Source organism: Aeromonas sp. FDAARGOS 1417 (assembly GCF_019046985.1).
GTDB classification, from domain to species: Bacteria; Pseudomonadota; Gammaproteobacteria; order Enterobacterales; family Aeromonadaceae; genus Aeromonas; species Aeromonas veronii.
This window is the reverse complement of record NZ_CP077222.1, coordinates 34,900-59,111: the sequence shown is the minus strand read 5'-3', so window position 1 is coordinate 59,111 and position 24,212 is coordinate 34,900. Positions and strand designations below refer to the sequence as shown.

The following is a 24,212-nucleotide window of genomic DNA, read 5'->3' as shown; positions in this document are numbered from 1 at the left end:
AACAAGGAGTGTGCGTTGGAGGTGCGTTCTCGCCTCCACTCACTTCAAGAGCGGATTGATGTCTCCAAGCTTTTGCATGGCGTCCAGGCGTTCCTTGATCGCAAGGGCGTGTCACGCGGCGACATCAAGGTCGAGCTTGTCTCCGGGGCCAAGCCGCTGATTGGCAAAAGCAGAGAGAGATTTGAGAGTCGCCGCGACTTGTCGTCCCTCTCCGTTCACGCAAGGCGTATTGCAACTGCCATTGAGAAGTCTGGCATCGATATGGTTGCCGACTCCAAGCAAGGCGTGAACTCGTTCAAGACGATGAAGATGCGACCCGGCTACCTCGCTGAAATCCAAGAACTGCTGAACAAGAGACGCCCGTTCTCCAGGCTCGAGTTGAAACTCGCCATTGGGCGAGCGGTGACGCTCTCTCCGTCCAGCATGAACAACACATCCTCCTTCGTTATCTCCGCACTGGAGGCGTTGGAGGTGATTACCCAAGTCGGAGATGGCTTATATGCACCTAACTAACGCTCGCTCCCACTTCTCGATGGGTCGAGCCGTGTCCTCGGTTGACGCGATCGTCAAGAAGGCTTTGGAGATGGGTTATCAAAGCGTCATCCTCACCGATGACGCGACAATATCCGGGATGACTGACCTGTTTAAGGCCATGCCCGAAGACTGCGGCGCCAAGGCGATTATAGGGACCTCCATCAAGGTGTTTGATGACCCTACTTATCGCCCGCCATCGAAGAAGAGCGGCCTTGAGATAAAGCCGAATCACTTCTGGGAGGCAAAGCTTCTGGTCAAGAACGAGGAGGGCCTGAAGGCCCTGTTTTCTCTTCTGACCAAGGCCAGGTCTGAGGAGTATTTCTACTATGAGCCTCGCATCGGGGTTCTCGATCTGGTCAAAGCCTTGAGAAGTGACGGGCTGATCCTGACGACCGGTGATTTCTTTTCACTGTTTGCCCACTGCAAAGCAGACAAGATCTACTCTGCTCTGGTCAAACATGTCCCAGCGCATCAGCGCGTCATAGAGCTCGTCCCGCTCAAGAGCGCATACTTTGATCGCGTCAATTCGATAGCGTCTCAGAAAGCGATTGAGAGCGATTCCCGCGTGATGCTTTCAAGGCCGATTCTGTACGTCGATAAGGGGCAGGATGACGCCCGCGATGTAATGAGTTACATCATTGGCCAGGGTAGCGCCGTCCACCCACTGCGGAACATCCCGTACAACCGCGACTTGCACATGCTGTCCCCGTCGGAGATGGAGACGGAGATATTGGAGTGGAGAAAGCGGACAGGCATTACTGTTCCCGACGACACTCAGGCCATCGTCGATGACTGCCAATATCGCTGGCAGAAGCAAGGCATGTGTCTCCCGCAGATGGCGGAGGATGAGTTTGCAGAGCTTACCAAGCTGTGCCTGGAGGGCTTCAAAAATCGCCTGACCAAGAAGGTGTTTGGCTACCAGCCTTCGCCCGAGAAGTTGCCCGAGTACCGCGCCCGCCTCAAGTATGAGCTTGGCGTGTTGCGCGACATGAAGTTCGACCGGTACTTCCTGTTGATCAGGGACATCATCATGTGGTCGAAGAGCAACGGCATTATGGTTGGCCCTGCCCGGGGTTCCGTGGGCGGCTCACTGGTGGCGTTTTTGATTGGCGTTACCGATGTTGACCCTATCCGCTTTGGCCTGATCTTCGAGCGCTTCCTTAACCCCGATCGTCTGGACTATCCCGACGTCGATACCGACTTTATGAGTAGCCGGCGCCATGAGGTGCTTGAGTACATCACGAATCGGTTCGGGCAGGATCATGTTGCTGGGATTAGTAACTACTCCACCCTGGCGGCCGCTTCTGCTATTCGGGATGTTGCCCGTATCCATGACCTCCCGCAGCAGGACTACAGCTGCACCAAGGTGATTGATCAGGGCATGAGTCTGTCTGAGGCCAAGGAGCTGCCGGAGATCAGCCGGTACGCCTCCGCTCACCCGAGAGAGTTTGCCATTTCTGAGACGCTCGAGGGGGCCATGCGCAGCCTAAGCCGTCACGCCGCGGGCGTTGTGGTGGCCGGTGAACCTCTCACCCGCCGTAGCGCGGTAGAGGTGCGTAATGGCGAGCAGACGGTCAACTGGGACAAGCAGGTCGTTGAGGACTTTGGGTTGATAAAGCTCGATATTCTGGGCCTGTCCACCCTGGACACACTCAACCTGGCCAGACAGAAAATCCAAGACCGCCACAAGGTTCAGCTCGATTTCACATCCATCCCTCTCGATGACGAGAAGGTGCTTAAGGCCTTCGCGGCAGGGGATACGGCCGGTGTATTCCAGTTCGTCTCCCACGGTATGCGGCAGCTGCTTAAAGACCTGTCCGAGGGTGGCAGGGACCTCTCGTTCGAGGACATCTATGCGGCAACGGCTTTGTTCCGCCCGGGCCCTCTCCAGTCGGGCATGACGGAAGAGTACGTCCGCATCAAGCAAGGCATGGTGAAGCCTCACTATCCACATCCTCGCGCAGAAGACGCGCTCCGTAAAACCCGTGGCGTCATGGTTTTTCAGGAGCAGACCATGCAGCTATCGCGTGACCTAGCCGGCTTCTCGATGGCCGAGTCAGACAAGATCCGTAAGGCGATTGGTAAGAAGGATGCGGCTTTGATGGAATCCATTGGGGGTAAATTCATCGAGCAGGCTCAGGCCGGATGGGTGACTGTCGAGCTCGAAGATGGCACTTGCAAAGAAGTGCATGCTGCCGCCCGATTCACAGTCAAAGGGGACGCATCATTGAAGCTCACTGTTGACGAAGCAATCGAGAATGGGTTGGAGCTAGTTCTATGAAGTGGGTTTCAATTGATGGGTTCAGCAAGTACGAGGTCAGTGAGGATGGCCAGATTCGCAGTGTCGATAGAGTCATCCCAGCGTATGTCGATTCTTTAGGGAGGAATGTGCCTGAGAAAAAACTCTCTGGCGTTCTTCGTAAACCTCGCAGGCATGAGTTCGGCTATTTGATGGTCGATTTGATGTCTGATGAAGGAAAGATCTGCGGCATGACAGTTCACCGCGCTCTCGCTATTGGGTTCAAAGGTCCGGCTCCATTTGAAGGAGCTGTAGCTAGACATATGGATGGCAACTGCGAGAACAACGTCTCCTCTAACATCGAATGGGGCAGTCAAAAGGACAACATTCATGACGCAATGAAACATGGGACTGTCCAAAAGGGAGAGGCTAGGTACAACGCAAAGTTGACCGAGGCTGACGTTATTGCGATCCGCGAGCGCATTTTGTCTGGCGATAAGTTCGCCATCGTCGCTGTCGATTTCGACATATCGGAGAGCATCTGTTATCGAATCGCAACCGGCGAAAAATGGGCTTCTGTTGGCGGGCCTTTATATAGACCAGCAAGACAAAAACGGCTTAGTCCAGAGGATATTGAGGTGGTTAGAAGCAGGCTGCTCGCGGGTGAGAAAGTGAAGCCCCTATCGAGAGAATTTAAAGTTTCAAACACACAGATTAAAGCGATACGGGACGGTAGAGAATGAAGATTCTCCGCAGAGAGCCCGGGCTGAGTGAAGAGCTGGCAAAAGAGGTATGGCATACAATCGAGGTCAACGGCGGTTATCAGTTTAACGCTAGTCATAGTGTCAGCTATACGCTGATCTCCTATCTGTGCATGTGGGTCAAGGTCCACTACCCCGCGGAGTTTTTTGCCGCCGCACTGTCGATTGCGAAAGAGGACGAGCTGCCCTCAATCGTCAAAGATGCCGAGAAGTCGGGGATCTATGTGGTCCCGCCCTGCATCAACACATCCACCGACGCCTTCGAGATAGGGTACGACATGCTGCGGGAGCAGCACATTCTCTATGCCCCGCTCCAAGCGGTTAAACAGGTGTCGGACAATGGCGTGAAGGCGATCCTCAAGGCGAGAGAGGCCCAGGGCGGCCGCTTCAAATCGAAGGCTCACTTTATCGAGTCGGTGGAGCGTCGATTGGTCAACAAGCGGGTTCAGGAGAACCTGGAGCTGGTAGGCGCCTTTTACGCGATAGAGCCTGGCAGTCTGGATCCGAGACACCCAGATCGTCTCCGTGATCAAAAGTCCCTACTGCCAAACCTCATGCTGAGAAGTGTGAAGGCGAACCGTCCCATCCTGATCGATGCGTTTGTGGAGAGTCAGCTTGAGGTTTTATTCGATGACATGCGGAAGATGGGGTTGGACGATGAGGGGCTGACTGTAGGGCCGCAGCCAGTCATTCCGACACACGGCAAGAAGCCTAAATTCATGTTCGTGACGGACTCGCCGGCTTACTCCGAGTGTGAGTCGAAGCGGTTTGCCGAAGGGAAGAGCTTCAACTACACGCTGAGCGCCCTCAAAGAGGCAGAGCTGAAAAAGTCAGACGGTTATTACACCGCCCTGGTGAAGACCAAGAAGGCTGATAAGCAGCTGACGACTGCCGAGATAAACACTTGGTCTCACTTCCTTGATGCGGAGATCGAGCTCCTTAAGCCTCCCGTGATCATCGCTGCAGGGGGCGCAGTGGCTAGACACCTGTGCCCAGACGTCAAAGGCGGCTGGGAAGCGATTGCGGGCACTTCCGTTTACGACGTCAAGCGGGACTGCACCATCATCTTCGCGCCAAACCCCCAGATGGTTTACGCCAAGCCTGACGTCCAGACGGTGCTGGACAACATCATGTGTGATGTCGCCGAAATGATGCGATAAGCCCGTGGGGGCAATGTAGAGCCCCCACGCTCATTGTTTGAAAATAAGCGTGAACTGAACAGAGCGAGGTCTGTATGAAGCCCTATAAATTGACCAATGCCGAAGAGAAAGCGGCTGCATTCCCAAACACGTTCAAGCTCCCAGATGCGGAGGCTCGAGCCTCTCTTGGACCTGGTATCTACGCCAAGCTTGGCTTCGAGCCCTGTATTGAAAATTGCCCTACCGAGCGGATGTGGGTGCTTGTTCTGAGCAGGCTCGAAGGTCAGCCATATCTATACGAGGGGATACTGAAGAACGATCCGGAGTTTTTCCCGCCGGAAATGCTGTCGTGCTATGACGTTGTTCATTTTTCGCCAGAGCACATTCTCGACATTCTGAGGCCGTAGGATGAAGAACAATCCCCCTATATGCCCATACTGCGGCGAGAGATCGGTTTTTACATCGAGCAGAGAGGTCTACAGTGGCCGAGACTTTGGCCCCATCTACCTCTGCAAGTGCATCCCTGGATGGGCCTATGTCGGTTGCCACCCGGGGACTGTTAAACCTCTTGGCCGGCTCGCGGACAAAGAGCTGCGGTTCTGGAAGAAGCAGGCTCACGCCGCCTTCGATCCCCTGTGGAAGGGGAAGCACATGAAGCGCGGGCAGGCTTATGGCTGGTTAGCTGAGCAGCTCGGGATCGACAAGAGCGAGTGCCACATTGGCATGTTCGATGTCAAAACCTGCGAGCGGGTGAAGTTTATTTGCCTTGCCAAGCAAAATGAAATTGCTTTGCGTGGTCAGCAAATGTTTACTGTTTAGGTGTTACAATGGCAAAAAATATTGAACAGGCTGTGGAACTGGCCCAGCAGGTTTCCTCTCCTTCTTTTCTGATGCCGGTCGTTGGCGCTTTGTGCGCTCACATGACCTATTCGTCCAATTGTGAGAACGACCGGTACGACGTTGGCAATGTGCCATGCGACATGGCCATTCATCAGCTTCTTAGCGACCTGCGCAAGGCCTGCAGCGAGCTGGGTGTGAACTTCGAGGAGATGGTCAAGATTGCGGCCAGCGACAGCCCGTCATTCCATTTATTCCCCTCATTGCTGCATTAAGGAGTTGATCATGACCGCACTGCCTCTCGATGAAACAGATCTCCCTATCGAGGAGACGAAGAAGGTGGAGGCTTCACGCGAGCGCTTCTCTGCCGAGACATTGCGGCGTGACCTGGCGATTAATGACGCCGATCTGGACTCGGCTATGACTGAACAAGCCGGGCTGTACGGGTTCTATTCCATGCAGTACGCAAAGGCTCAGTTTGAGGCAGATCAGGCAAAAATTCGTGCGGAAGTGGCCAAGGCCAGAGCCTATAAGGACGTCAGGTCACGACTGATTAGCAAGGGGGCCAAGTTCTCTGAGGCTCTGCTTGAGGCGGAGGTGACTCTCCACCCCGAATACCAGGACGCCTTGGAGCTGTCGGCCAAATACCGGATGCGAGCTGAAATGCTCCGTCAGTCCCTTGAGGCTTTGAAGCAGAGAAGGGACATGTTGGTTCAGAAGGGCAAGTCGCGGCTTGAGGAGCTTCGTGGCGAAGTTTATCTGCGCGGCGAACTCTCTCTGGCTGACAAAAAAGCGCATGCCAAGCGCAAGATCGCAGAAGCCCAGGGCGCCATGGGCGATGAATAGGCAATGCGTTTTTGTGTGTTGTTGTCTCAGTAAATACTTACTATAATGCGCTAGAAGTTAAGAAAAACAGCTGCCAACAGTGTTGTTGTCAGCATATCGCTGAACCCCTTACCGCTGCGGCTCAGAGGGGTAGGCACCATAAACACAAGGAAAAAAGTTATGAGTACAGCAGTCTCCACCGGTCTCTCCACCTCCCTGCGTGACCGCATTCTGGCCAAGAAGAAGGACATCAAGGCCAAATCAGGTCTTCGCGCCGATGTTTTGAAGATCCCTGTTGGTAAGCACAAGTTTCGCATCCTGCCGGCTCACCCTGAGTTGGGCGCGGAAGCCGACTTCTGGGCCGACTTCGGTCAGCACTACATCAAGGACTTGGAGGACAAGACCAAGGCTGTATATGTGTGTACCGACAAGACTTTTGGCCGTCCCTGTGGCGTTTGCCAGGCTCTCGAGGCTGCCGGCCGCGGTGTTACTGACGATCAGGAGCTCAAGGCGATTACCGATAGCCAGTGCAAACGCGCTGAAATTCTGGTGAACGTTCTGCATCTGAACTCCAGCGACAAAGCCGGTATCCCGCAGATCTTGCAGATGACCCCGACCACCTTTGCGAAGGTTCTGGATCTGGTTGACGAGTACGGCGACATCACCAGCCTGACAGAGGGTACAGACCTGATCATTACTCGCGAAGGGGTTGGTCTGAATACCGAGTATTCCGTCCAGCCGGCTCGTACCTCTGCGAAGGTCGATCCGTCCGTTCTGAACGGCATGGTCAATCTGCAGGAGTTTATCAAGCAGGAGTCTGAGGAGGGTGCTCGCAAGGCTATCTCTCAGGTGAATGCCATCGTTGGCATCATCGAGCCTGCTGATTTCGCTCCACGCGCCATCGAGCGCAAGCCTGCTGCTAAGGCGCTGGCTGCCGCAACCATCGACATGGACGTTGCTCCGGCGAAGTCTGCTGTGACCCTGGACGAGGATGATGTGCCGTTCACCACGTCCACCCCCAAGAGCGCCGCGCTGTCGGATACCGAGCTCGATGAACTGATGTCCATCGATGAGGAGCTGGCCGCGACCGGTACTGACGGGGCTGCTGCGCCGAGCAAGACCTCCTCCTCTGCGAGTGTCGATGATCTCGATGCTCTGCTGGGTGAACTGGACAGCATCTAATTCGCGCTGAACAAAGGGCGGGCAAGTGCTCGCCCTTTTCTATTGGGGAACAACTATGCCATCCATCATCTTGATCGACGCCAACTCCGTCGGTTATGCAGGTCAACACGCCGCCGACCTTAAAACTGGCGATCAGCCTACCCAGGCGATTTACAACTCCCTCGTTGCGCTGCGGAATCAAAGGGCTCTCGACCCGACAGCTCGCATCTTCTACCTGTGGGACAGCCGAGCTCAATTCCGCTTCGACATTTTGCCTTCGTACAAGGGCAAGCGCAGCGACACCCCCGAGAAGGTGAAGGCCAAGGAGGAGTACCACTCCCAGCAGCCGTTCATCGAGAAGATGGTCGGGCTGCTCGGTATCGACCAAATCCGGATAGACGGTTTTGAGGCTGACGATGTGGCCTATCAGATGACCAAGCGCTTTGTGGCCAAGGGGTACAAGGTGAAGTTGGTCAGCTCAGACAAAGACTGGCTGCAAATGCTGTTGTCGCCGGACGTCTCCTGGTACGACCCTCGCCTCGACCGTTCGTGCAACCTGAACTTCTTCGATGACTTCACCGGCTACGACCGGATCGACCACTTTGTTGCGGCCAAGTGCATAGAGGGTGACACCTCGGACAACATCGATGGGGTGCCCGGGCTTGGCGAGAAGGCTTGCAAGCTGATCTTCTCTCGCTGGGACAGTATCTCGGAGATGGTGAAGGAGTATCGCGCCACTGGTGGGTTCACAAAGGAGCTGCTTGGCCCTGATTTCAGCCGCCATATCAAGAAGCTCAATGCCTTCTGTGCGAACGAGGGCGGCGCGATGGAGATTTACATCCGAAACCAGCGCCTCATCAATCTGGCCCGTGCGCCGGAGATCCCCAACATCCAATTTATCCAGGGTAAGCCAGACGAGCTTGGCTTCTTCGACGCTTGCGGTGAGCTCGCCTTCCTGTCGATCACCGGCAAGCCTGCCCCTTGGATTAACGCATTTTTCACGAGGTAACAATGAGCTCTGCAGGCAGATCAAAACGTCGCGAGAACGACTTTTACCCGAGTCCGGAATGGACTGTAAAGGTGCTGCTGAAACGCCTAAAGCTGAGGCCAGATGATGTGTTTCTGGAGCCGGCCAGAGGTGATTCAGCAATATACGATCTGGTTGCGCTGGAATCGAAAAAGTGGGCCGAGTTGTCGATGGGGGTGGACTATCTAAACAATGACCTCGACCTCTCCGCTGACGTCATCATCACCAACCCTCCCTACCTGTTGCTGGAGGAGTTCATCAAGACCGCTATAGACCGAGACCTCAAGCCTCGGGGCACGGTTGCGATGCTGTTGCGGTTGAATGCCCTTGGCGCCCACATCCGTTATGAGTTTTGGAGTCTGTACCCTCCGACCCACACGCTGACGCTAACCCCGAGACCGACATTCACCGGCGGAGGCACCGACTCCTCTGAATATGCCTGGTTTATCTGGGACTACGGCGGCAGATACCTCGACCGACCGATTGCCGTCGCATCGAGAACAGAAGTTGATCCAACCTACAAACCAAGGAAAGTTGTAAAAAAGGTTCCAACCTTCAAAGCAACCTCCGAAGTTGTCGTTTAAAAAAGGAACCAAGGTAATGAGCAAAACAGCAAGCATTGCATCTGCCATCGAAGAAATCTTCGGAGGTGAGCCTGATACAGTTGGTGTTCGTCATTGGCTTGATACCGGCTACGCTCCGCTCAATATGGCCCTGACCGGTCGCCCGCTGGAGGGGCTGCCATCTGGCCGTATCGTCCAGATGTACGGAGACAGCTCGTCCGGCAAGACAGTCATTTCCGTTGACCTGATGATTGCGGCACAGAAGGCGGGCGGTCTCGCGCTCTTTATGGACCACGAGCGCACCTTCATGAAAGACCTTGCCGAGGCGAGAGGATTGAACATGGAGCGTGGTTACTTCTCGCTCCAGTACCCGCGGACCTTCGAAGAGAGCATCACAAAGGCGGTTAAGTGGGCTCGATACATTCGCGACAACGAGTTGGTGCCCGAGTCAGCCCCGTTGATTGTCGTGTTCGACTCCCTGAACTCCATGGTGCCTCAGAGCAAGATGGAGAAGGAGCTGGACGAGCTCAAGATGAATGACAAGTTGGCTCTTGCGGCTTCGTGCAGCTCGGTGTTCCCCGCGCTTACGGTGCTGGCCGAAGAGACCGACTGCCTGATGTTGTTCCTCGACCAGATCCGGCAAGACCCCGGCGTCATGTTTGGCGATAACACCAAGACATCCGGCGGCAAAGCGCCTGGCTTCTACTCAACCATTCGCATCGCTCTCAGCCGCAAGGTGATCAAGAAAGACGGCGCAGAGCTCGGTCAGTCTATCGTGGCCAAGATCGTCAAGAACAAGGTCGGCCGGCCGTTCCTGACCGCAGAATGGGACTTCCTGTTCGATGAGGATGGCTCCGGCTTCCTCGACCGCATCGGCGGCATGGTCGATTACCTGGTCAACCGGGGCATCATTGCCAAGACCGGTGCGTACCTAGAGTTCAAGGGCAAGAAAGTGCATCGCGGACCGCTGGTTGAGGCTCTGCGCAAAGCCGACGCCTACACCGAGTTGCTGCAAATGCTAATCGACTTCGAGAAGGCAAACGCAGAGGTCGAATAGCGAAAATCGAGGAATTGCAGGGGCGTGTATAGACGCGCCTCTGCAGTCACTTTAATATGTAAGTGTTTACTGAAAACAATCAATCAACTGAGGATATAGTAATGTTTGGACTGAAAAGACTGCTGGGCGGGAAAGCTAACGAACTGAAAGTGGTCTCCAAGAAGATCGAGAACCGCAACCTGATGGAAGCGATTGTAGGCGGCCAGCTGCTCATTGCCTACTCCGAAGACCGCAATCTGGACGATGGCGAGCGGGCCAAGATCGAAGGCCTCCTGCGCACCAACCCGAATCTGAGCTCCTTCGGTAACGAGCTGACCGATTACTTCAACCAGACCAACAACGCTCTCAAGGCCGGCTATATCACCGCCCGCCTGCGCATTCTGCGCGAGATCGAAGAGATCAAGAACAACCCCAATGAGGCCCAAGACGTCATGGGCAACCTGCTGGAGGTGGCGTTGGCCGACGGCAACATCAGCGAAGCGGAAGAGAAAGAGCTGAAGGCTATCGCAAGCAAGCTCAACCAGAACTTGGATGACTTCCTGCAGTGAGAGCCTGGTTCTACAAGAACGGAGCCTACGCCTTCATGGGTCTGAGCGTGTTTGTGGATTTCGCCAATCAGCTGATGTCCACCCTTGCCGATGGCCTGTTGATCGCTGCAGCAGCCTGTTTGATGCGGGCCTCGGCCCTAAAGAAAACCGAGTCTTAACGAGTGGCCCTTCGGGGCCACAACTGAAAAACGGCCTCCCCTCGATGTTTGCGCGTGAGGGTGATTGGGCAATCACGAGGCCGTTTTTCAGTTGTTAAACCATGGAGATAGAAATGCGTAAGTTGCTATGGGCATTGCTGCCAGTGAGTCTGATGCTGGCCGGATGCGGTGATGATCCGGAGGAGAAAGCCCAAGAGATCGCTCAGTCCAAAATGGAGCTGATGCAGAAGGAGCTGGAGCTCAAGCAGAAGGAGCTGGAGCTCAAAGAGAGATCACTATCGGAGGTTAGCGCCCCTGCCGCTCCGGCCTCGCCTGTTGTCGTGAACTCTGGCTCTGATAGCGGCCTGTCCGATGTGATCCTGGGTGCTGCCGTGGGTGGTCTTGTTGCCAACGCAATGAACACCTCATCTCACAGCGCAAGCCATGCCCCTGTCATTGTCCACAAGACGGTCGTGAAGAAGACGGTCTACAAAAAGCCCAAGCCCTACAAGCCCTACAAGCCCTACAAGGCATACAAACCTTATAAGCCGAAGCCGTACAAGCTCCCCCAGAGCTCCACGTTCAGCAAGCCAAAGCGCTACTGATCGTACCGCATGGGGCTCTCAAAGAGCCCCATCCAGTGCGACCAGCACGACTACAGCAACAAACTCTGGAGGTAATCATGAACAAGAACGACCTGATCCGCGCCGTCGCAGAGGACACCGGTTTGACCGTGGCCGCATCTGAGAAGTTTCTGAATGCCTTGGTTTCACGCATTCAGATCGCCGCGAAGAACGGCGAAGAGGTCGCTATTCACGGGTTTGGCAAGTTTGCCCCCGTCACTCGCGCCGCTCGTACCGGTCGCAACCCGCAAACCGGTCAAGAGATTCAGATCCCCGCTCGAACCGATCTGACCTTCAAGTCCGGCAAGCAGCTGAAGGATTTGCTGAATGGCCAAGCTGTTTAATCTGCGCGATCTGCTTCGGACGATCTTTTCCCGCCGCAAACGGGCAACGTTCGTCCGAGTTGAGCGTCCTGCCAAGCAGCCCCGCCGCCACAGCTCAATAGCTGCAGAGGCTGCTGTTATGGCTCATCAGCGAAAGGCGAGTGGAGGTGTCCGCGGACACTCTCCCTCCTACGTGATCTTCGACGAGGCCGACAAGTCAGCCCCGGCTCGTTGTGAGGATGAACGAGACGATCGCCATTCTCATCGCCAGACGGAGAGTCAGGCGGCGATCTTCGCTGGCAGCTGTCACGACCATGGAAGTCGAGACGTTGGCTACAGCAGTGGCGATAGCTATAGCAGCGGGGATAGCTGCGGCAGTAGCAGCACGAGCTGCGACTGAACAGAGGCCGGTTTCCGGCCTCTTTCAATTCTGGGTCCTGATGGGGGATTTATGACTTCCGCAATCACATTGTCGATGGAAGACAGAAAGGCGCTTGTCCTGCAGAGGGCTATCGCCCAGTACGAGGCGCTGAGGGAGAAATGGCTAAGCGAGAGAACGCCTGACCAGCTTGCCCTCATCGAAGAGAACCTGCGAAAGCCTCGGCCCCTGCATCACGCATTGTCCATCGAGAAGGAGAGAAGTGGAGTTGTCACGCGCAGTTTGTACCCGTATCCGGGGTTGAAGGTCTTGAAGTGGTAATTGTCAGTTTGAACAAGCAAGGAGTCTCTATGCACGATTATTTCAGCCCGAGCGGCTCTCCGATTGTTGGCACCAAAGAGCTGCTAACCGGCACCGCTTATTTGCTCTCTATATCTGACGAAGGCGTTCCCGAATACGAGGGCTCTACCGATGTTAACTGGAGCGAGCAGAAGACGGCCCGCAACGACAAAGGTGAGTTGATTTTCGTGGCTGAGGATGGTTCTGAGTGGGCGTTTTGCGATCTAGTCAGGGGGCGTCAATGAGCGAGACGGTTGAGGCTTTGGCCGGGCTGCAGGCTCGATTGGCAGATGCCGAGCTGGCGCTGAGAAAGATGGTGTCGGCTCACGATTCGATTTTCTCCCAGTGCTGCTCCAACCCCATCTACAACGCCTGGGGCCGACAGGTTGATGTTTCCGAGTTCAATGAGGCCTATCTGATGGCCAGCCATTTCTTGAAAGGAGAGGACGCCCATGACCTTTGACCCATCTGTAAAGATCCCCACCGACGAGCGCATCACCGCGACTGTTTCGCCGGCCACGCTGAAAACGCATCCGGACGGTCGGATCACCTTTAAAAACAAGGCGAGACTCCGCCTGTGCCTGGACAGGTTCCTTCTGCAATCGGCCGGATACCCAGAGGACACTCGCCTCTCGCTGTTGGGAGCCGTCAGGACTGGCGAATCCATCTTTGTTCGGTTCAAGCTTGGCAAGGAAGGCAAGGCGCTTTCAAACATCAAGGTTCGGTCCGGCAAGTCAGAGCTTGCCATCCACGGGTCAGTCATTGGCGACAAGCTGCCGGCCGTTCGCCGAGCCAAGTGCAGTTTCTGGATCAACAAGGACGAGGATTCGATCACGATCTCAATCCCTACTGGTGTCAAGGCGCGTTGATTGAGTGATCAGTGTGTGTTTACTATTCTTGTTCTGTAGCAGCAACTAAATGGAGCTGATTATGAGCACTCTTTTCCAGGCTATGAGTACCGACAACTTGAGGAAATTAAGAGCAAGGCTTCAGCAGGCTATCAGCCTCTCCCGTTCCTGCTCAATAGACCTTCTGGAGCGGTTCGAAGCAGTAGAAAAGGCGCTGGCCGCAAGGAAGTGATTTTTTTTGATGTTGTTATTGAGTAAATATTGACTGAATGCCGAGGTTTTGATGAACGCACAGATTTCGACTTTTACCGTGATAGGCGTTTACGAGAGCAACGGGCAGCTGTTTGCTACTCACTCACACGGGGCAAGCGGCGAGCATGCGATGCAGTTGGTCGCCAGAAAACTGGACGATGAGGGCATTGTTGCTGACTTCGTGGTTGCCATCAAAGGGGCGCACTTCGAAGGGCAAAGCTTGTTCTTTCCAGGTGAGGGCTTGGTAAGTGGCGATGCTCTTCTTGAGCTGCAGGAGGCAGGTGATGAGTGACCCGATTTTAGAAAGTGGACACTGGTTCACTGATGGCACCAGACTGTTCATCGTTCCGCCCGGGGTTGAGGAGATAATCGGGCCTGATGCGCCAGTCGTTGAGGAGCTGAACAGCATTTACCGCAACGGCCAGTTCGAACAGATCAGCCCGGAACAGGTTGCCGCTCAGTGCGGTTTGGAAATCATCCCCTCAATGCTGCGCCGTAAGTTTGGCCAGCGCTACTTCTCAGCTTAAGGTGAGCTTATGGCGTACACACTGATAGATAAAATGGCCATTGGGATGGCTATGGGTTGCATCTTTTGCGGCCTGGAGGACTTCAACGATGCCTTTGATGCCTATCTCAAACTCAAAGACTCGGATGGTGAGTTCTTTGACGAGCTGACCCTGTGGGAGCCGGTCGATGGTAAGAGCTTTGAGCAGGTCATCGACATCGTTGAGGACATGGCCTTCTCAAACAATCAAACACTCCGCCAGCTGGCCGACGCAATCAAAGCCGGCCTGATCGCCAAAGCGATCGACTGCACCCTGGATTCGGATTTCAACAATCTGGACATGGTAGCCATTGCAGAGGAGGGGTATCGGACTGAGTCTTGACCTCTACACAGGTCAAAACCCGCGCTGTTGCTCACTTTTTTGAGGTTTTGATGTTCAGCGCCCGCTGACTGTATGCAAAAATCAGTTATCGCTTAACAGAGAGCTGACCATGAAACATGACGAGGTTATTACCCGGGCTATCGCTCAGGCCACCAGTAACGGAGAGCCGAACAAGGGCATCGGTGCAGTTGGCGCCACGAATCGCATGGCGAAGAACTACTGGGACCGCAGACTCGGCCTGAAAGAGGTCTGCGCCTTGCTGAATGTCACAGTGAGCGCTCTCAAGGTTGGCATTGCTACCGGCACCTTGCCAGATGGTCGCCCCTGTCCGAAGGTGGTCGCTGTGACCGGCAGTCGAGCGATATTCTTCGATGGGATTGAGGTTAAAGCCGCGATGCACGGGATGCGGGTCGAAGATCTGGTAGAGGACATGAAGCTGGACGGGCTTCTATGAAGAAAGAAGTGACTCTGGTCGTTGATGTCGGCCTGAAGGAAGCGAGCAGAGCGCTTGAGCGCTTCTCTGACGCTGCCGAGCGAATAGAGCAAGCTGAGGGCCTGCCGGCACAAAAGGCTCGCACATTGACGCTTGGAGAGTTGATTGTCATCGCCCTTAACGGGCGTAAAGAGTAGTTCTTTTTTTTACCTCGACACCAAAGTAAACACTTACTGATGGAGCGAATATGGCAAGTAAAATCGAAAAAATGGCTCACCGTTATGCCGATGAAGTGATCGACGGAAACCCCGCGTTGTTCGACTGCATTGAGATCCAGGGGGTCGCTAATGTGGATGGCGAAGGCCCGAGCGGTATCTGCGAAGTGGATAATGACAACCCTGACTTCTTCAGTGTTTACCTGCATCTGGTAGAGGGTCGCGTTGCATGTGTCGGCGACTTCTCCGAGCTCGTTGATGCAGAGGCTTATGCCGACGAGCTCAGTGCCAAGTACGGTTGGGACATCCAGAACTTCGCAGCCAAGAAATAGAGGTTGGCATGAGCACTCACGACATTCGAATCGACTACGAAGGGGAAACCGGCGAGGATTGCACAAAGGTGCTGGTTTCTGCGGTGTCTCATGCAGATGCGCTGGCCATGCTTGGCCAGCGCTGGGATGAAAACAGTTTGGTATCGGCGCTCTACGACTTCATCTGCGATGAGGTTGGCCAGGCTGACATCTACATCTGCGAAACCAGCGAGCCTATGGAGGCAGCATGATGAAACTTAGCACCGGCCAAGACTCGACTCTTGGCAACTATCGCAAGATGACCGCTGCGATTTTCGGAGAGGACTCCAAGGCGGTTGAGTTCCTGGACAAAAAGATTGCCGAGTCTCCGAACGGCGAGAATGAAGAGGTGATTGTGGAAGAGAGCCAGGCTGTCCTTATGCTCTCGACCATTCACAATCGTGGTGTTAAAGGGGTTTGAGCATGTTGAAGGATTACACCAGCTCGAAAGCGACGATCGATTTGAACAATAACTCGAAGCCGCTGCCGTACATCCTGATTAACTCCGCGAGCAGCCACTCGGCTACGTTTACCGAAGCCATGGGGCATGCCCCGGTCACTGTCCAGCAGGCCATCTCAACCGTCATGGTTATGAATGCGTCCATCGGCAAGATGACAGAGGCTCGTGACAACCTGCTCTTGCTCATCGAAGAGGCGGTCAAAGAGGAGAAGGGTGATGGCCATAGTCTTTGATCCGATGGCCCAAGCCGGAATCAACCGCGCAGCTGCTCAGATGCGAGACAAGGCTAGGGAGCGCTTCATGGAGGAACTGAACGAGCTGATCGTCGCCCACATGCGCCGCTACGGAGCCGATGATGAAGTGACATGGTTCGGCATGACCGAGCGCCCTGTCTTCCGCTACGAAGAGCCTACGATTTGACACTACCGCTCAACTGCCTCACTCGCTGACTGACCCCACTGAAAAGTCTCCTGTAATCTGTCTCAAACAGAACAGGAGACTTCAATGCAAACCTTCCTCACCATCAAGACAAACGCGCTCAGACGCTACCCCGACAATCACTTCACGCTGACATGCGCGAGCAACGGGAACGCGCTCTGTGACGCTTGTGCTGCGTCTAGCGAGTGCCCCACACGCAATGAGCGCAAGCGTTGTGATCAGTTTGTGCCGGTTCTCCGGTTCGCTGTGAATGCAAATCTTGACCTCCCCATCTACAACACCATCCGGATTGGCAAGGCCTGGAGCGATCGTCTCCCTGTCGGCACCAGGGTTGGTGTCTGGGACGATGTGAAGAGGGAGCTCTCTTTCTCGATAGTGAGGGAGAACTACTGGGGGCAGGATAAGCAGTTGATGCTTGCGGCTCACGCTGGCCGCAATCATATCGGCATGACTCTTAAAGACCCAGCTGCTGAACTTGCCGGCGTCTTGGCTAACTGTTACGGCAAGGGCTTTTACGCCAAGTCTTTCGGACTGTCCGTTCTATACCTGAGCCCCGCCGTATAGAGCTAAATGAGCGTCAGTAATTCTGACGCTCTTCTTCCTTTCGACGCCCCTCTTCCCTCTCGCACATGTCGCAGATCTCTTCATCCAGCCATATCGTGTCTACTTCACCGCCTTCCTCGAAAACCTTCTCCTCCTCTCTGGTGAGGTTTTGAATGTCGATTCGAACAGTGCAGTAGCATTTTCGGCACTGATGATGGTGTATTGGCATTACCCCTCCTCCGTTTGCTGATTACTTATTTGCCTCTATTGCTTCGGCGGCAAGCATCTCTACCGTCTCCAATGGGGTAGGTAGAATGGGCTCGCCGGCTCTTTGCAAGGAGAAATTGATCGAGTTGCGCATGACTACGAGATGTTCCTGAATGTTCGCGAAGCACCTCTGGATGTTCTGCGAGAACCGAGCATCACCGACGGACAAATTGAGAAATTTTTGAGCTAATAGCCAAGCTTCCGCCCACACATCAATGCTCACTTCATCCGTGATCAAAGCAAGAGGCATATGCGTTGGGATCTCCCCGCTCGTCTTTGGCGAGAAGGCCATAGGGAGCATGTCGTAGGCCGGAGCAAGACGATAGGGCCGACCTTTTCCATCTTCCGCAATGAATGAAAGGTTGCCGTTGTGCATGTCGGTATTTCCAATCAGCCTACCAAAAGCCCAGAGTAGGGAAGCTCCCTTAACTGCATCGGCAGTCACGCAGCCTTCCTCAAAAAGCCTCTTCGTAAGAGAAGGCCATCTCACCTGCGGTCTTGCTCCAACAAACTCCGCGTCCAAGGATCTAAGCGAGAACATGCCGATACGCCCTCTTTTCCCGACACGATCGAAGCGTGGGATCTCTAAGAACCTTTGCCCTTGAAAGTCATGGACGTAAGTGGGCACCCCGAGTACGCCAAGCGCAATGTGCTCGGTCAACAGCAAGTCAGCCCATCTCTCGCTAATCTCATTGCCTGCCGCGATTGTGAACTTGACTATCACATGGCCATTGTCGGTGTAGGTGCAGAACTTTGGCTGCTCACCGCCCGCCGAAGAGCCTGGGATTTCCCCTTGCGCGGCAGCTCTAGCCAACAATGGGAAATCGACGGCTCGGTCAACTGGTGTCGGATCCGGCATTTCGAGGAAGCTGCGCATAGATCCCTCGCCAATTAGCAAGTTGCCAACCGGATCGTTTCCGTGAGCCAGGAAGGCGCCGATGATTTCCGCGTCTGACCACTCCTCTGGGTTGTGCGACAGGTGAAGTTCTTCTGCAAAAGCCGATGCGTATGCTCTCCCCAGATACCCTTGAGGTCTCATATCGAACAACCACCATGGCAGGCTCTCGAAGTATCTCTCCTCACCTCTCGAGCCTTTCCAGACGAAGCCCTCCGGCAGGACAGGGATCAGTGTCCCCAACAGTGTCACTTGCCCAGCCGCATCTGCTCGGTAGACTGGCACTTCGGGTATGCCAATTTGGGTGTCTCGAAGCGCGTACTGAATAGATCTTCCACTTCCGACTGTGACAAGACGTTCTCCGATAGACTGGAGGTCTCTATAAAGGGTTGATTGGCTAACCTCTGTAATATCAATCAGTTCCCTCGGCCTTGCTACATTGTTCGAGAGGTATCGCAACAGTATTTCGCGCCGATTTTGCATATGCCTCGCCTGCTTCATGAATAGAATCCAACTAGCAAGATACCATATCCCATCACAGTTCATCCCTCATAATCGCTTTATATCAGCGTAGGCCGACCCTCAACGTGTAGGTTTAACTGTTCATTGTTCAGTAAATGCTTACTATAATGCACTTGTAATTGAGCTGAACTATGGAGCAGTTATGACGACCAACAACGTGATTCAAGATCAAGGCACTTGCGAGTGCATTCTTGAGCCTAGCGGTAAAGGCGGCCTCGAGGGCTATGTCAGCGGCGAGAAGTATCGCTACATGCACATGTCCCACGACAAGCACGGCAAGCCCTACTATCGGGTGTTCCCGTCCGATCTCTGGCCCGACTATTACGAGACCTGCGACGAGTCTCTCTTCCGCGCTCATTTCACCATCACAGAGAAGGAGATGGCGAAGTGAGCATCGAAGGTATCATTTCTGACACCCACAACCACAACTGGTCCGTTTTTTCTCACCAGTTGCCAAATGGCGTGAATAGCCGGCTGCAGCACATCCTTGACGAGACATGGCGAGCGGCTGAGATGGTCAAGGAAAAGGGCGGTGACACGCTCATTCATACCGGTGACATTTTCCATGTTCGCGGCAGTGTGGCGCCATCCGTTCTTAACCCGACAGTTGAGCTCTACAGCCGGATCTACAACGACCTCGGTCTGAATGTGTACCTTCTGGCCGGCAACCACGACCTAGAGGGTAACAACTCGTCCACACTCGGCAACGCGGGTGAGGCTCTGACCGGTGCCGGCGTTTGGGTTATCTCCAACGTCTTTGCCGACGAGAAGAACAAGCGCCTCTTCATCCCCTACTTCGACAGCTGCGACAAGGTGCGCGAGCACATCGAAAAGTTCATCCGTGACAAGGGCAGCGATGCCGGAGAGATCGCTCAGTGGTGTCTCTACATGCACGCTCCCCTCAATGGCGTCCTGTCTGGCATCCCAGATCACGGCTTCTCGCCTGACGAGTTGCAGGCCTACGGCTTCAAGCGAGTGTTCTGCGGCCACTACCACAACCACAAGGACTTCGGCGTTGTCGTGTCAGTCGGCGCCCTGACTCACCAGACATTCAGTGATGTCGGTAGTAAGGCTGGCTTTGTACTGCACGAGCTCGAAACCGGCCTGCTTACCCACTACACCTCCAACGCCCCGCGATTTGTGGATTTCGACCCGGAGTGGGACGAGATGGAGACCTTCGAGCAGGTCAATGGCCATTTCGTTCGTGTTCGTCTGGAGTCGGCCACCAATGAGGAGGTCGAGGAGGTCCGCAAATTCCTGAACGAACAGGGCGCTGCGTCTGTCCAGGTGATCCATGTTCCGAAGGTGGAGGTCTCCCGCGAGGGCGGAAGCAGCATCGAAGCCGGCGCCTCTATTCGCGTCAGCCTGCATGACTGGTGCCGTGCGCGTGGGTTCGACGAAGTGGTTGGTATCGAGTCACAGAAAATCATGGATGAAGTGGAGGCGAAGGTATGAGGCTGAGCGATCTTCCCGAGTCCTGCTATCGGCTCGGACGAGAGTACAAGGCGCTGATCAATGGGGGTTCGCACTTTGTCATCGGCACTGTGTTCCGCCTGCATGAGCGTGAGGATTATGCGGCCGTGGTACGAGCGGTCGTGAAGAGCTCGACGGTCCCAAATCACTACGTCCTGCAGGGGCTCGGCGACACGCCAGAGCTCCGAGAGCTGGTTGAGCAGCACCATGCCTTTACAGCACACGAAGTCCGATTTTCTGAGGGAGCGAAGGTATGAAGATCACCGAGCTACCGCCTGGCGTCATCAAAGCCGGCTCTCTCTACCAGCTTCTCGTCAGCCGACCGGCTTCCAAGGATGAGATCGTGCGAATCCCTGGGGTTTACGACCTGTTCGGTGTTGTCGTTACTCCCGCTCTCGACGGAGCCTCAGCCGCCCTCATTCGCGGCATCGGTAAGTCCACTGCCCTTATCAGAGCTATCGGTTCGGCTGATTTGCCCGGCTGCATAGCGGAGCCTATCAAATGAAGATTAACCGCTTAGAAATCGACGCCTTCATGGCCATTGGCCAAATCACCGTTGACTTGGACAGCAAGGGGCTTGTCCTGATTCAGGGCGAGAACGACGACGACACCTCTCAAAACAGCAACGGCGCGGGTAAATCCACTGTAGCGGAGGCGCTGTGCTGGGCTCTCTACAACGAGACCGCCCGCGGCGATTCTGGAGACGAGATCGTCAACCGCAAGCTCAAGAAAGGCACCCGGGTGATGGTTCAGCTGGTAGACGGGCCTCGCACGTACAACGTCATCCGTCATCGCAAGCATCCCGTCCACAAGAACCGAGTGCTGCTGATCGATGTTACCGACCCTGCAGATCCGATCGACCTGACCCAGGGCACCGACAAGGCCACTCAAGAGGTGATCACCAAACTTGTCGGCTGCACAAGCGACGTGTTCCGCGCTGCCATCTACTCCGGGCAGGAGGCTCATATTGATCTGCCTAGCCTCACCGACAAGAACCTGAAGATGATCGTGGAGGAGGCGGCCGGCATCGACAAGATGCAGGAGGCTCACGTTATCGCCAAGAACCGGATGGTGGAGAAGAAATCCGCCGTCACCTCCTTGGAGAACTCTGTAAATACCCACCAGGCGGCTCTGGACGCCTGTCTGAGCGGCATAAAAGAGCTCATTGAAGGGCGAGACAATTATGAGGTCAGTCGCTCTTCCAAGGCCTCTGCAGAGCGAGCGGCAATGGCTGAATCGGTCGCCAAGGCCAAGGTTATTCAGGCAGAGATAAGCAGTCTGGATGAGGCCGGTATTGTCTCTGAACGCGCCGCTGTCTCAGCCAGGATCGCCGCGGTAGATGGAGAGCGTGTCGAACTCGGCCGGCTTATCTCGGCTCATGGCGAGGCAAAGCTTCGGGTTTCGACAGTCCAAAAACGCCTGAATGATGAAAAGGCACAGGCCACCCGCTGCAAAGAGATCATGGCCAACGTAGAAGCCGAGATCGGGACCAAGTGCGAGAGCTGCGGGCATGTTCTGGAAGCGTCCGATGTAGCCGGCAGGATGGATAGCGTAAAGAGCAAGGCCGTAAGCCATGTTCATAGCGCGAAGAACGCCGCGGCCGAGCTTGCCGAAGCCGAGGCTGCCTTTACTGCGGCCACCTCCGAGCTTGAAGCCTTCAAGTCATCCATGACCGACCTGACTGCGGAGACCGAGCGCCTGGCTGAGCTTGATGCTCTTCAGGTCAAACTGAACAACCTCAAGATGTCCATGCAGTCGCTTGTCGATTCTGCAAAGGGCAATCGGGCCAGAGCGGCAAGCATCGAGTCCGAGGTCAACCCGTACATCAGCAGCATCGAGAAGGCGGAGCTGAAGGCCCAGGAGATCGAGGAGTCGATCGTTGCGCTGAAAGCCTCTCTGGAGAAGGCCCGTGAAGAGCTTTCTGTCGCCGAGAAGGTCGTAGAGGTGTTCAGCCCTGCCGGTATCCGCGCTCACATCCTCGATACGGTCACGCCGTTCCTCAACGATCGCACCTCTCGCTACCTGGGCATCCTGTCCGACGGCAACATCCGGGCGACCTGGAACACCATCAGCACTACAGCAAAAGGTGAGCTGCGCGAGAAGTTCGAGATCAGTGTCACCAGCGCAACGGGCGGCTCCAACTATCGCTCTCTGTCAGGCGGTGAGAAGCGAAAGGTGCGTCTTGCAACCGCGCTGGCCCTGCAGGACTTGGTGAGCTCCCGGGCTGCCAAGCCAATTCGGCTGTGGATTGGTGACGAGATTGACGACGCGGTCGATGACGCCGGCCTTGAGCGGTTGATGACCGTTCTCGAGGAGAAGGCGAAGGAGAAAGGGACTGTGCTGATCATCAGTCACAACCCCATTCGTGATTGGGTTCGTCAGCACGTAATCGTCCGCAAGCGCGGCGGGCTTTCCGAGATGGAAGGCGTTCTTTGTGTCGAGCGAGACACAGTAGGCGAGTAATAAACCGGCCCCTTCGGGGGCTTTCTATGGAGACATCTATGGCTGTAACAACAACGAGGGGCGGGGGCGGAAGAAAAACCCCTGCAGCTAGTTCAGTAAAGATCGGACATGACGTTCTGCAAATCCTCGCCGAGCGCATCAGCTCCCACGATGCTTTTGCGAGTTTCCAGAGGGAGGTCTGCACCATATCCGCCAGCGGCATGTATGTCGTGAAGGGGCGATTCAAGGGTGGCGAGTTCCGAAATATGGCCTTCATTGGCGGCGAACAGTTCCATGTCTACAGCGTCTACGCCGGAAAGTCCGATCTCATTTTCGTGATGAAGCCGAAATCACCCAGCGGCGAGTTCCAGTTCCTCGAGCTCCCAGGCAAGTCAGTAGCCAAGATGGCGAACCTGGATAATGCCTTCAAGAAGGCTTTTGGTAGTTCTGTTGCAGAGTTTCTGGAGCGGAGCGGTGGTGAGCTGGCTGAAGAGGAGGCCCGCATCGAGGAAGAGCGGGTTGCTGACAGCTATGGCAGTCGCTGGGGCGCATTCGCCTGATTAATGAAAGAGGTAACAATGTCTAATCTGTTGAAAATCGCGGCGATAGACCCTTCTCTCCGCAACTTTGGCCTTGCCCGCGGCACCATCGATATGTCTGATGAAACCCTGCCGGTAGTGGTCGAGCATATCACCCTGGTAAGTACCGAGACCGACAAGTCAGCTCGCAAGGTTGTGCGTCGCAACAGCGAGGATCTGGCCCGGGCCCGCAAGTTGTTCCGTGGCGCACGAGAGTACATCAAGGACGCATCGATCGTGTTTGTAGAGGTGCCGGTCGGTTCTCAAAGCGCCCGCGCAATGGCCTCTTACGGTGTCTGCATCGGCTTGTTGGCCGCGCTCTCCGACAAGCCTCTAATCGAGGTCACTCCGACAGAGGTCAAGCTGGCGGCCGTTGGCTCCAAGACAGCCTCCAAGCAGGAGATGATCAGCTGGGCTTCCGATCTATATCCACACCTCAACTGGATAAAGAGCAGAGGCAAGTCGGAGCTGGCCGACAAGAACGAGCACATCGCCGATGCGATCGGCGCCATACACGCCGGCATCCTGACTGATGAATTTGCCCGTCTGGTTGCCGCCGTTCGTCTTCGCCAGTCAGCTGCTTAGGAGGATTCATGATTTGTCCCGTTTGCAGTGAGCGTCTTGAAGGTGATGGCTACACAACCCCGCTCCACTGCCCCAATACAGACCCGGAAGGCCTGGAGCCTGATGCCAACCCGCTCTATTGCAAAGAAGAGTTCCTGCAGGAGGAGTAAAAACATGCGAACCCTTAAAAAGTTACTTGTGGCCTCTCTTCTGCTCGTCTCTTCTTTGGCGCATGGAGCTGTTGTTATCGCTCGTCCGGTCATCATTTCACGGCCGCCGGTCATCTCTCGATCTGCTGTGGTTAGTGCGCCAAAACCTGCTGCTGTAGCGAAGCCTGTTACCCTGCCGGCCAGCTCAAAGCAAAAATCGATCAGCGTCCCCGTCCTGACCCCGCCTGTTGTTATCCCCCGCTCCCCGCCGAGTCTTGATGACTGCGAGAAAAAGGCTGTTTGGTGTTGATCAAGTGAGGGCTCCTGAGAGGGCCCTCACTTTTCCGTATGAGGCTTTATAAATAATGACTCGTTGATAGATTCGACACATTGCGCAATAATTT

At 55.1% G+C, this 24,212-nt stretch carries 41 protein-coding genes; 40 read left to right on the top strand and 1 reads right to left on the bottom strand.

What is annotated here, in order from left to right; genetic code table 11:
• Positions 1 to 15 precede the first annotated feature (15 nt).
• The 31 genes from I6L47_RS22115 to I6L47_RS21965 all read left to right on the top strand — a co-directional run bounded on the left by I6L47_RS22115 (position 16) and on the right by I6L47_RS21965 (position 16,939).
• Entirely contained in the window at positions 16 to 513 is a 498-nt protein-coding gene (locus I6L47_RS22115; protein ID WP_139495307.1) for a hypothetical protein, read from the top strand.
• A complete protein-coding gene (dnaE, locus tag I6L47_RS22110; protein ID WP_367949216.1) occupies positions 491 to 2,815 on the top strand; it encodes a DNA polymerase III subunit alpha in 2,325 nt (774 codons plus the stop codon). The genes I6L47_RS22115 and dnaE overlap by 23 nt, the downstream gene beginning before the upstream one ends.
• Entirely contained in the window at positions 2,812 to 3,516 is a 705-nt protein-coding gene (locus I6L47_RS22105; RefSeq protein ID WP_216949440.1) for an NUMOD4 domain-containing protein, read from the top strand. The genes dnaE and I6L47_RS22105 overlap by 4 nt, the downstream gene beginning before the upstream one ends.
• On the top strand, positions 3,513 to 4,694 hold the full coding sequence (locus I6L47_RS22100; RefSeq protein WP_216949439.1) for a uracil-DNA glycosylase family protein: 1,182 nt from the start codon (positions 3,513 to 3,515) through the stop codon (positions 4,692 to 4,694). The genes I6L47_RS22105 and I6L47_RS22100 overlap by 4 nt, the downstream gene beginning before the upstream one ends.
• Before the next feature lie 74 nt (positions 4,695 to 4,768).
• Positions 4,769 to 5,080, top strand: a complete 312-nt coding sequence (locus tag I6L47_RS22095; RefSeq protein ID WP_216949438.1) for a hypothetical protein — start codon at positions 4,769 to 4,771, stop codon at positions 5,078 to 5,080.
• Between the two features lies 1 nt (position 5,081).
• The gene (locus tag I6L47_RS22090; protein WP_139495304.1) at positions 5,082 to 5,492 is read left to right on the top strand and encodes a zinc-finger-containing protein; all 411 of its coding nucleotides are present in this window, start codon (positions 5,082 to 5,084) and stop codon (positions 5,490 to 5,492) included.
• Positions 5,493 to 5,500: 8 nt separating this feature from the next.
• Positions 5,501 to 5,785 (top strand): hypothetical protein, encoded by a 285-nt coding sequence (locus tag I6L47_RS22085; protein WP_139495303.1) that lies wholly within the window; start codon positions 5,501 to 5,503, stop codon positions 5,783 to 5,785.
• Between the two features lie 10 nt (positions 5,786 to 5,795).
• Positions 5,796 to 6,356, top strand: coding sequence for a hypothetical protein (locus I6L47_RS22080; RefSeq protein ID WP_139495302.1), 561 nt, complete (start codon positions 5,796 to 5,798; stop codon positions 6,354 to 6,356).
• 159 nt (positions 6,357 to 6,515) lie between these two features.
• Entirely contained in the window at positions 6,516 to 7,517 is a 1,002-nt protein-coding gene (locus tag I6L47_RS22075) for a hypothetical protein (protein WP_216949437.1), read from the top strand.
• A gap of 55 nt (positions 7,518 to 7,572) precedes the next feature.
• Positions 7,573 to 8,505, top strand: a complete 933-nt coding sequence (locus I6L47_RS22070) for a hypothetical protein (protein WP_139495300.1) — start codon at positions 7,573 to 7,575, stop codon at positions 8,503 to 8,505.
• 2 nt (positions 8,506 to 8,507) lie between these two features.
• On the top strand, positions 8,508 to 9,107 hold the full coding sequence (locus I6L47_RS22065) for a DNA methyltransferase (RefSeq protein WP_204524148.1): 600 nt from the start codon (positions 8,508 to 8,510) through the stop codon (positions 9,105 to 9,107).
• Between the two features lie 16 nt (positions 9,108 to 9,123).
• A complete protein-coding gene (locus I6L47_RS22060) occupies positions 9,124 to 10,143 on the top strand; it encodes a recombinase (protein WP_139495299.1) in 1,020 nt (339 codons plus the stop codon).
• Between the two features lie 101 nt (positions 10,144 to 10,244).
• Positions 10,245 to 10,691: a tellurite resistance TerB family protein gene (locus I6L47_RS22055; protein WP_139495298.1), complete on the top strand. Its 447-nt coding sequence runs from the start codon at positions 10,245 to 10,247 to the stop codon at positions 10,689 to 10,691.
• The gene (locus tag I6L47_RS22050) at positions 10,688 to 10,849 is read left to right on the top strand and encodes a DUF3927 family protein (RefSeq protein WP_213390102.1); all 162 of its coding nucleotides are present in this window, start codon (positions 10,688 to 10,690) and stop codon (positions 10,847 to 10,849) included. Before I6L47_RS22055 ends, I6L47_RS22050 begins: the two co-directional genes overlap by 4 nt.
• A 113-nt stretch (positions 10,850 to 10,962) precedes the next feature.
• On the top strand, positions 10,963 to 11,433 hold the full coding sequence (locus tag I6L47_RS22045) for a hypothetical protein (protein ID WP_216949436.1): 471 nt from the start codon (positions 10,963 to 10,965) through the stop codon (positions 11,431 to 11,433).
• 77 nt (positions 11,434 to 11,510) lie between these two features.
• A complete protein-coding gene (locus tag I6L47_RS22040) occupies positions 11,511 to 11,795 on the top strand; it encodes an HU family DNA-binding protein (RefSeq protein WP_139495295.1) in 285 nt (94 codons plus the stop codon).
• Between the two features lie 430 nt (positions 11,796 to 12,225).
• On the top strand, positions 12,226 to 12,474 hold the full coding sequence (locus I6L47_RS22035) for a hypothetical protein (RefSeq protein WP_139495294.1): 249 nt from the start codon (positions 12,226 to 12,228) through the stop codon (positions 12,472 to 12,474).
• 29 nt (positions 12,475 to 12,503) lie between these two features.
• Positions 12,504 to 12,737, top strand: a complete 234-nt coding sequence (locus I6L47_RS22030) for a hypothetical protein (RefSeq protein ID WP_139495293.1) — start codon at positions 12,504 to 12,506, stop codon at positions 12,735 to 12,737.
• Entirely contained in the window at positions 12,734 to 12,955 is a 222-nt protein-coding gene (locus I6L47_RS22025) for a hypothetical protein (protein ID WP_216949435.1), read from the top strand. Before I6L47_RS22030 ends, I6L47_RS22025 begins: the two co-directional genes overlap by 4 nt.
• A complete protein-coding gene (locus I6L47_RS22020; RefSeq protein WP_216949434.1) occupies positions 12,945 to 13,361 on the top strand; it encodes a hypothetical protein in 417 nt (138 codons plus the stop codon). Before I6L47_RS22025 ends, I6L47_RS22020 begins: the two co-directional genes overlap by 11 nt.
• Before the next feature lie 262 nt (positions 13,362 to 13,623).
• Positions 13,624 to 13,884: a hypothetical protein gene (locus I6L47_RS22015; RefSeq protein ID WP_216949433.1), complete on the top strand. Its 261-nt coding sequence runs from the start codon at positions 13,624 to 13,626 to the stop codon at positions 13,882 to 13,884.
• A complete protein-coding gene (locus tag I6L47_RS22010; RefSeq protein WP_139495290.1) occupies positions 13,877 to 14,119 on the top strand; it encodes a hypothetical protein in 243 nt (80 codons plus the stop codon). Before I6L47_RS22015 ends, I6L47_RS22010 begins: the two co-directional genes overlap by 8 nt.
• A 9-nt stretch (positions 14,120 to 14,128) precedes the next feature.
• A complete protein-coding gene (locus tag I6L47_RS22005) occupies positions 14,129 to 14,479 on the top strand; it encodes a hypothetical protein (RefSeq protein ID WP_139495289.1) in 351 nt (116 codons plus the stop codon).
• 109 nt (positions 14,480 to 14,588) lie between these two features.
• Positions 14,589 to 14,933 (top strand): hypothetical protein, encoded by a 345-nt coding sequence (locus tag I6L47_RS22000; protein WP_216949432.1) that lies wholly within the window; start codon positions 14,589 to 14,591, stop codon positions 14,931 to 14,933.
• The gene (locus tag I6L47_RS21995) at positions 14,930 to 15,109 is read left to right on the top strand and encodes a hypothetical protein (RefSeq protein WP_139495287.1); all 180 of its coding nucleotides are present in this window, start codon (positions 14,930 to 14,932) and stop codon (positions 15,107 to 15,109) included. Before I6L47_RS22000 ends, I6L47_RS21995 begins: the two co-directional genes overlap by 4 nt.
• Positions 15,110 to 15,159: 50 nt before the next feature.
• Positions 15,160 to 15,459: a hypothetical protein gene (locus I6L47_RS21990; RefSeq protein WP_139495286.1), complete on the top strand. Its 300-nt coding sequence runs from the start codon at positions 15,160 to 15,162 to the stop codon at positions 15,457 to 15,459.
• Positions 15,460 to 15,467: 8 nt separating this feature from the next.
• Positions 15,468 to 15,689, top strand: coding sequence for a hypothetical protein (locus I6L47_RS21985; RefSeq protein ID WP_139495285.1), 222 nt, complete (start codon positions 15,468 to 15,470; stop codon positions 15,687 to 15,689).
• Positions 15,686 to 15,898 (top strand): hypothetical protein, encoded by a 213-nt coding sequence (locus I6L47_RS21980; RefSeq protein ID WP_139495284.1) that lies wholly within the window; start codon positions 15,686 to 15,688, stop codon positions 15,896 to 15,898. The genes I6L47_RS21985 and I6L47_RS21980 overlap by 4 nt, the downstream gene beginning before the upstream one ends.
• A gap of 2 nt (positions 15,899 to 15,900) precedes the next feature.
• Positions 15,901 to 16,170 (top strand): hypothetical protein, encoded by a 270-nt coding sequence (locus I6L47_RS21975; protein WP_216949431.1) that lies wholly within the window; start codon positions 15,901 to 15,903, stop codon positions 16,168 to 16,170.
• Entirely contained in the window at positions 16,154 to 16,357 is a 204-nt protein-coding gene (locus I6L47_RS21970) for a hypothetical protein (protein WP_216949430.1), read from the top strand. Before I6L47_RS21975 ends, I6L47_RS21970 begins: the two co-directional genes overlap by 17 nt.
• A gap of 84 nt (positions 16,358 to 16,441) precedes the next feature.
• A complete protein-coding gene (locus I6L47_RS21965) occupies positions 16,442 to 16,939 on the top strand; it encodes a hypothetical protein (RefSeq protein ID WP_216949429.1) in 498 nt (165 codons plus the stop codon).
• A gap of 229 nt (positions 16,940 to 17,168) precedes the next feature.
• Here I6L47_RS21965 and yjjJ read toward each other — a convergent pair whose 3' ends face one another.
• Positions 17,169 to 18,581: a type II toxin-antitoxin system HipA family toxin YjjJ gene (gene yjjJ, locus I6L47_RS21960; protein WP_254204878.1), complete on the bottom strand. Its 1,413-nt coding sequence runs from the start codon at positions 18,579 to 18,581 to the stop codon at positions 17,169 to 17,171.
• A 163-nt stretch (positions 18,582 to 18,744) separates the two neighbouring features.
• On the opposite strand from yjjJ, the gene I6L47_RS21955 reads away from it, so the two are divergent.
• Genes I6L47_RS21955 through I6L47_RS21915 form a run of 9 tightly spaced genes read left to right on the top strand, consistent with a single transcriptional unit; the run spans position 18,745 to position 24,118 of the window.
• The gene (locus I6L47_RS21955) at positions 18,745 to 18,993 is read left to right on the top strand and encodes a hypothetical protein (protein ID WP_107961331.1); all 249 of its coding nucleotides are present in this window, start codon (positions 18,745 to 18,747) and stop codon (positions 18,991 to 18,993) included.
• The gene (locus tag I6L47_RS21950; RefSeq protein WP_162504484.1) at positions 18,990 to 20,057 is read left to right on the top strand and encodes a metallophosphoesterase; all 1,068 of its coding nucleotides are present in this window, start codon (positions 18,990 to 18,992) and stop codon (positions 20,055 to 20,057) included. Before I6L47_RS21955 ends, I6L47_RS21950 begins: the two co-directional genes overlap by 4 nt.
• Complete coding sequence (locus I6L47_RS21945; RefSeq protein WP_216949428.1) at positions 20,054 to 20,332, top strand: hypothetical protein; 279 nt, start codon at positions 20,054 to 20,056, stop codon at positions 20,330 to 20,332. The genes I6L47_RS21950 and I6L47_RS21945 overlap by 4 nt, the downstream gene beginning before the upstream one ends.
• Complete coding sequence (locus I6L47_RS21940; RefSeq protein WP_139495277.1) at positions 20,329 to 20,580, top strand: hypothetical protein; 252 nt, start codon at positions 20,329 to 20,331, stop codon at positions 20,578 to 20,580. Before I6L47_RS21945 ends, I6L47_RS21940 begins: the two co-directional genes overlap by 4 nt.
• Positions 20,577 to 22,538, top strand: coding sequence for an AAA family ATPase (locus I6L47_RS21935; RefSeq protein ID WP_216949427.1), 1,962 nt, complete (start codon positions 20,577 to 20,579; stop codon positions 22,536 to 22,538). Before I6L47_RS21940 ends, I6L47_RS21935 begins: the two co-directional genes overlap by 4 nt.
• 38 nt (positions 22,539 to 22,576) lie before the next feature.
• Positions 22,577 to 23,077 carry a hypothetical protein gene (locus I6L47_RS21930; RefSeq protein ID WP_139495275.1) on the top strand — a complete coding sequence of 167 codons (501 nt, stop codon included), beginning with the start codon at positions 22,577 to 22,579 and terminating at the stop codon, positions 23,075 to 23,077.
• An 18-nt stretch (positions 23,078 to 23,095) separates the two neighbouring features.
• Positions 23,096 to 23,680 carry a hypothetical protein gene (locus tag I6L47_RS21925; RefSeq protein ID WP_139495274.1) on the top strand — a complete coding sequence of 195 codons (585 nt, stop codon included), beginning with the start codon at positions 23,096 to 23,098 and terminating at the stop codon, positions 23,678 to 23,680.
• An 8-nt stretch (positions 23,681 to 23,688) separates the two neighbouring features.
• Positions 23,689 to 23,829 (top strand): hypothetical protein, encoded by a 141-nt coding sequence (locus tag I6L47_RS21920; RefSeq protein ID WP_162504483.1) that lies wholly within the window; start codon positions 23,689 to 23,691, stop codon positions 23,827 to 23,829.
• 4 nt (positions 23,830 to 23,833) lie between these two features.
• Positions 23,834 to 24,118 carry a hypothetical protein gene (locus tag I6L47_RS21915; protein ID WP_216949426.1) on the top strand — a complete coding sequence of 95 codons (285 nt, stop codon included), beginning with the start codon at positions 23,834 to 23,836 and terminating at the stop codon, positions 24,116 to 24,118.
• Positions 24,119 to 24,212 lie beyond the last annotated feature (94 nt).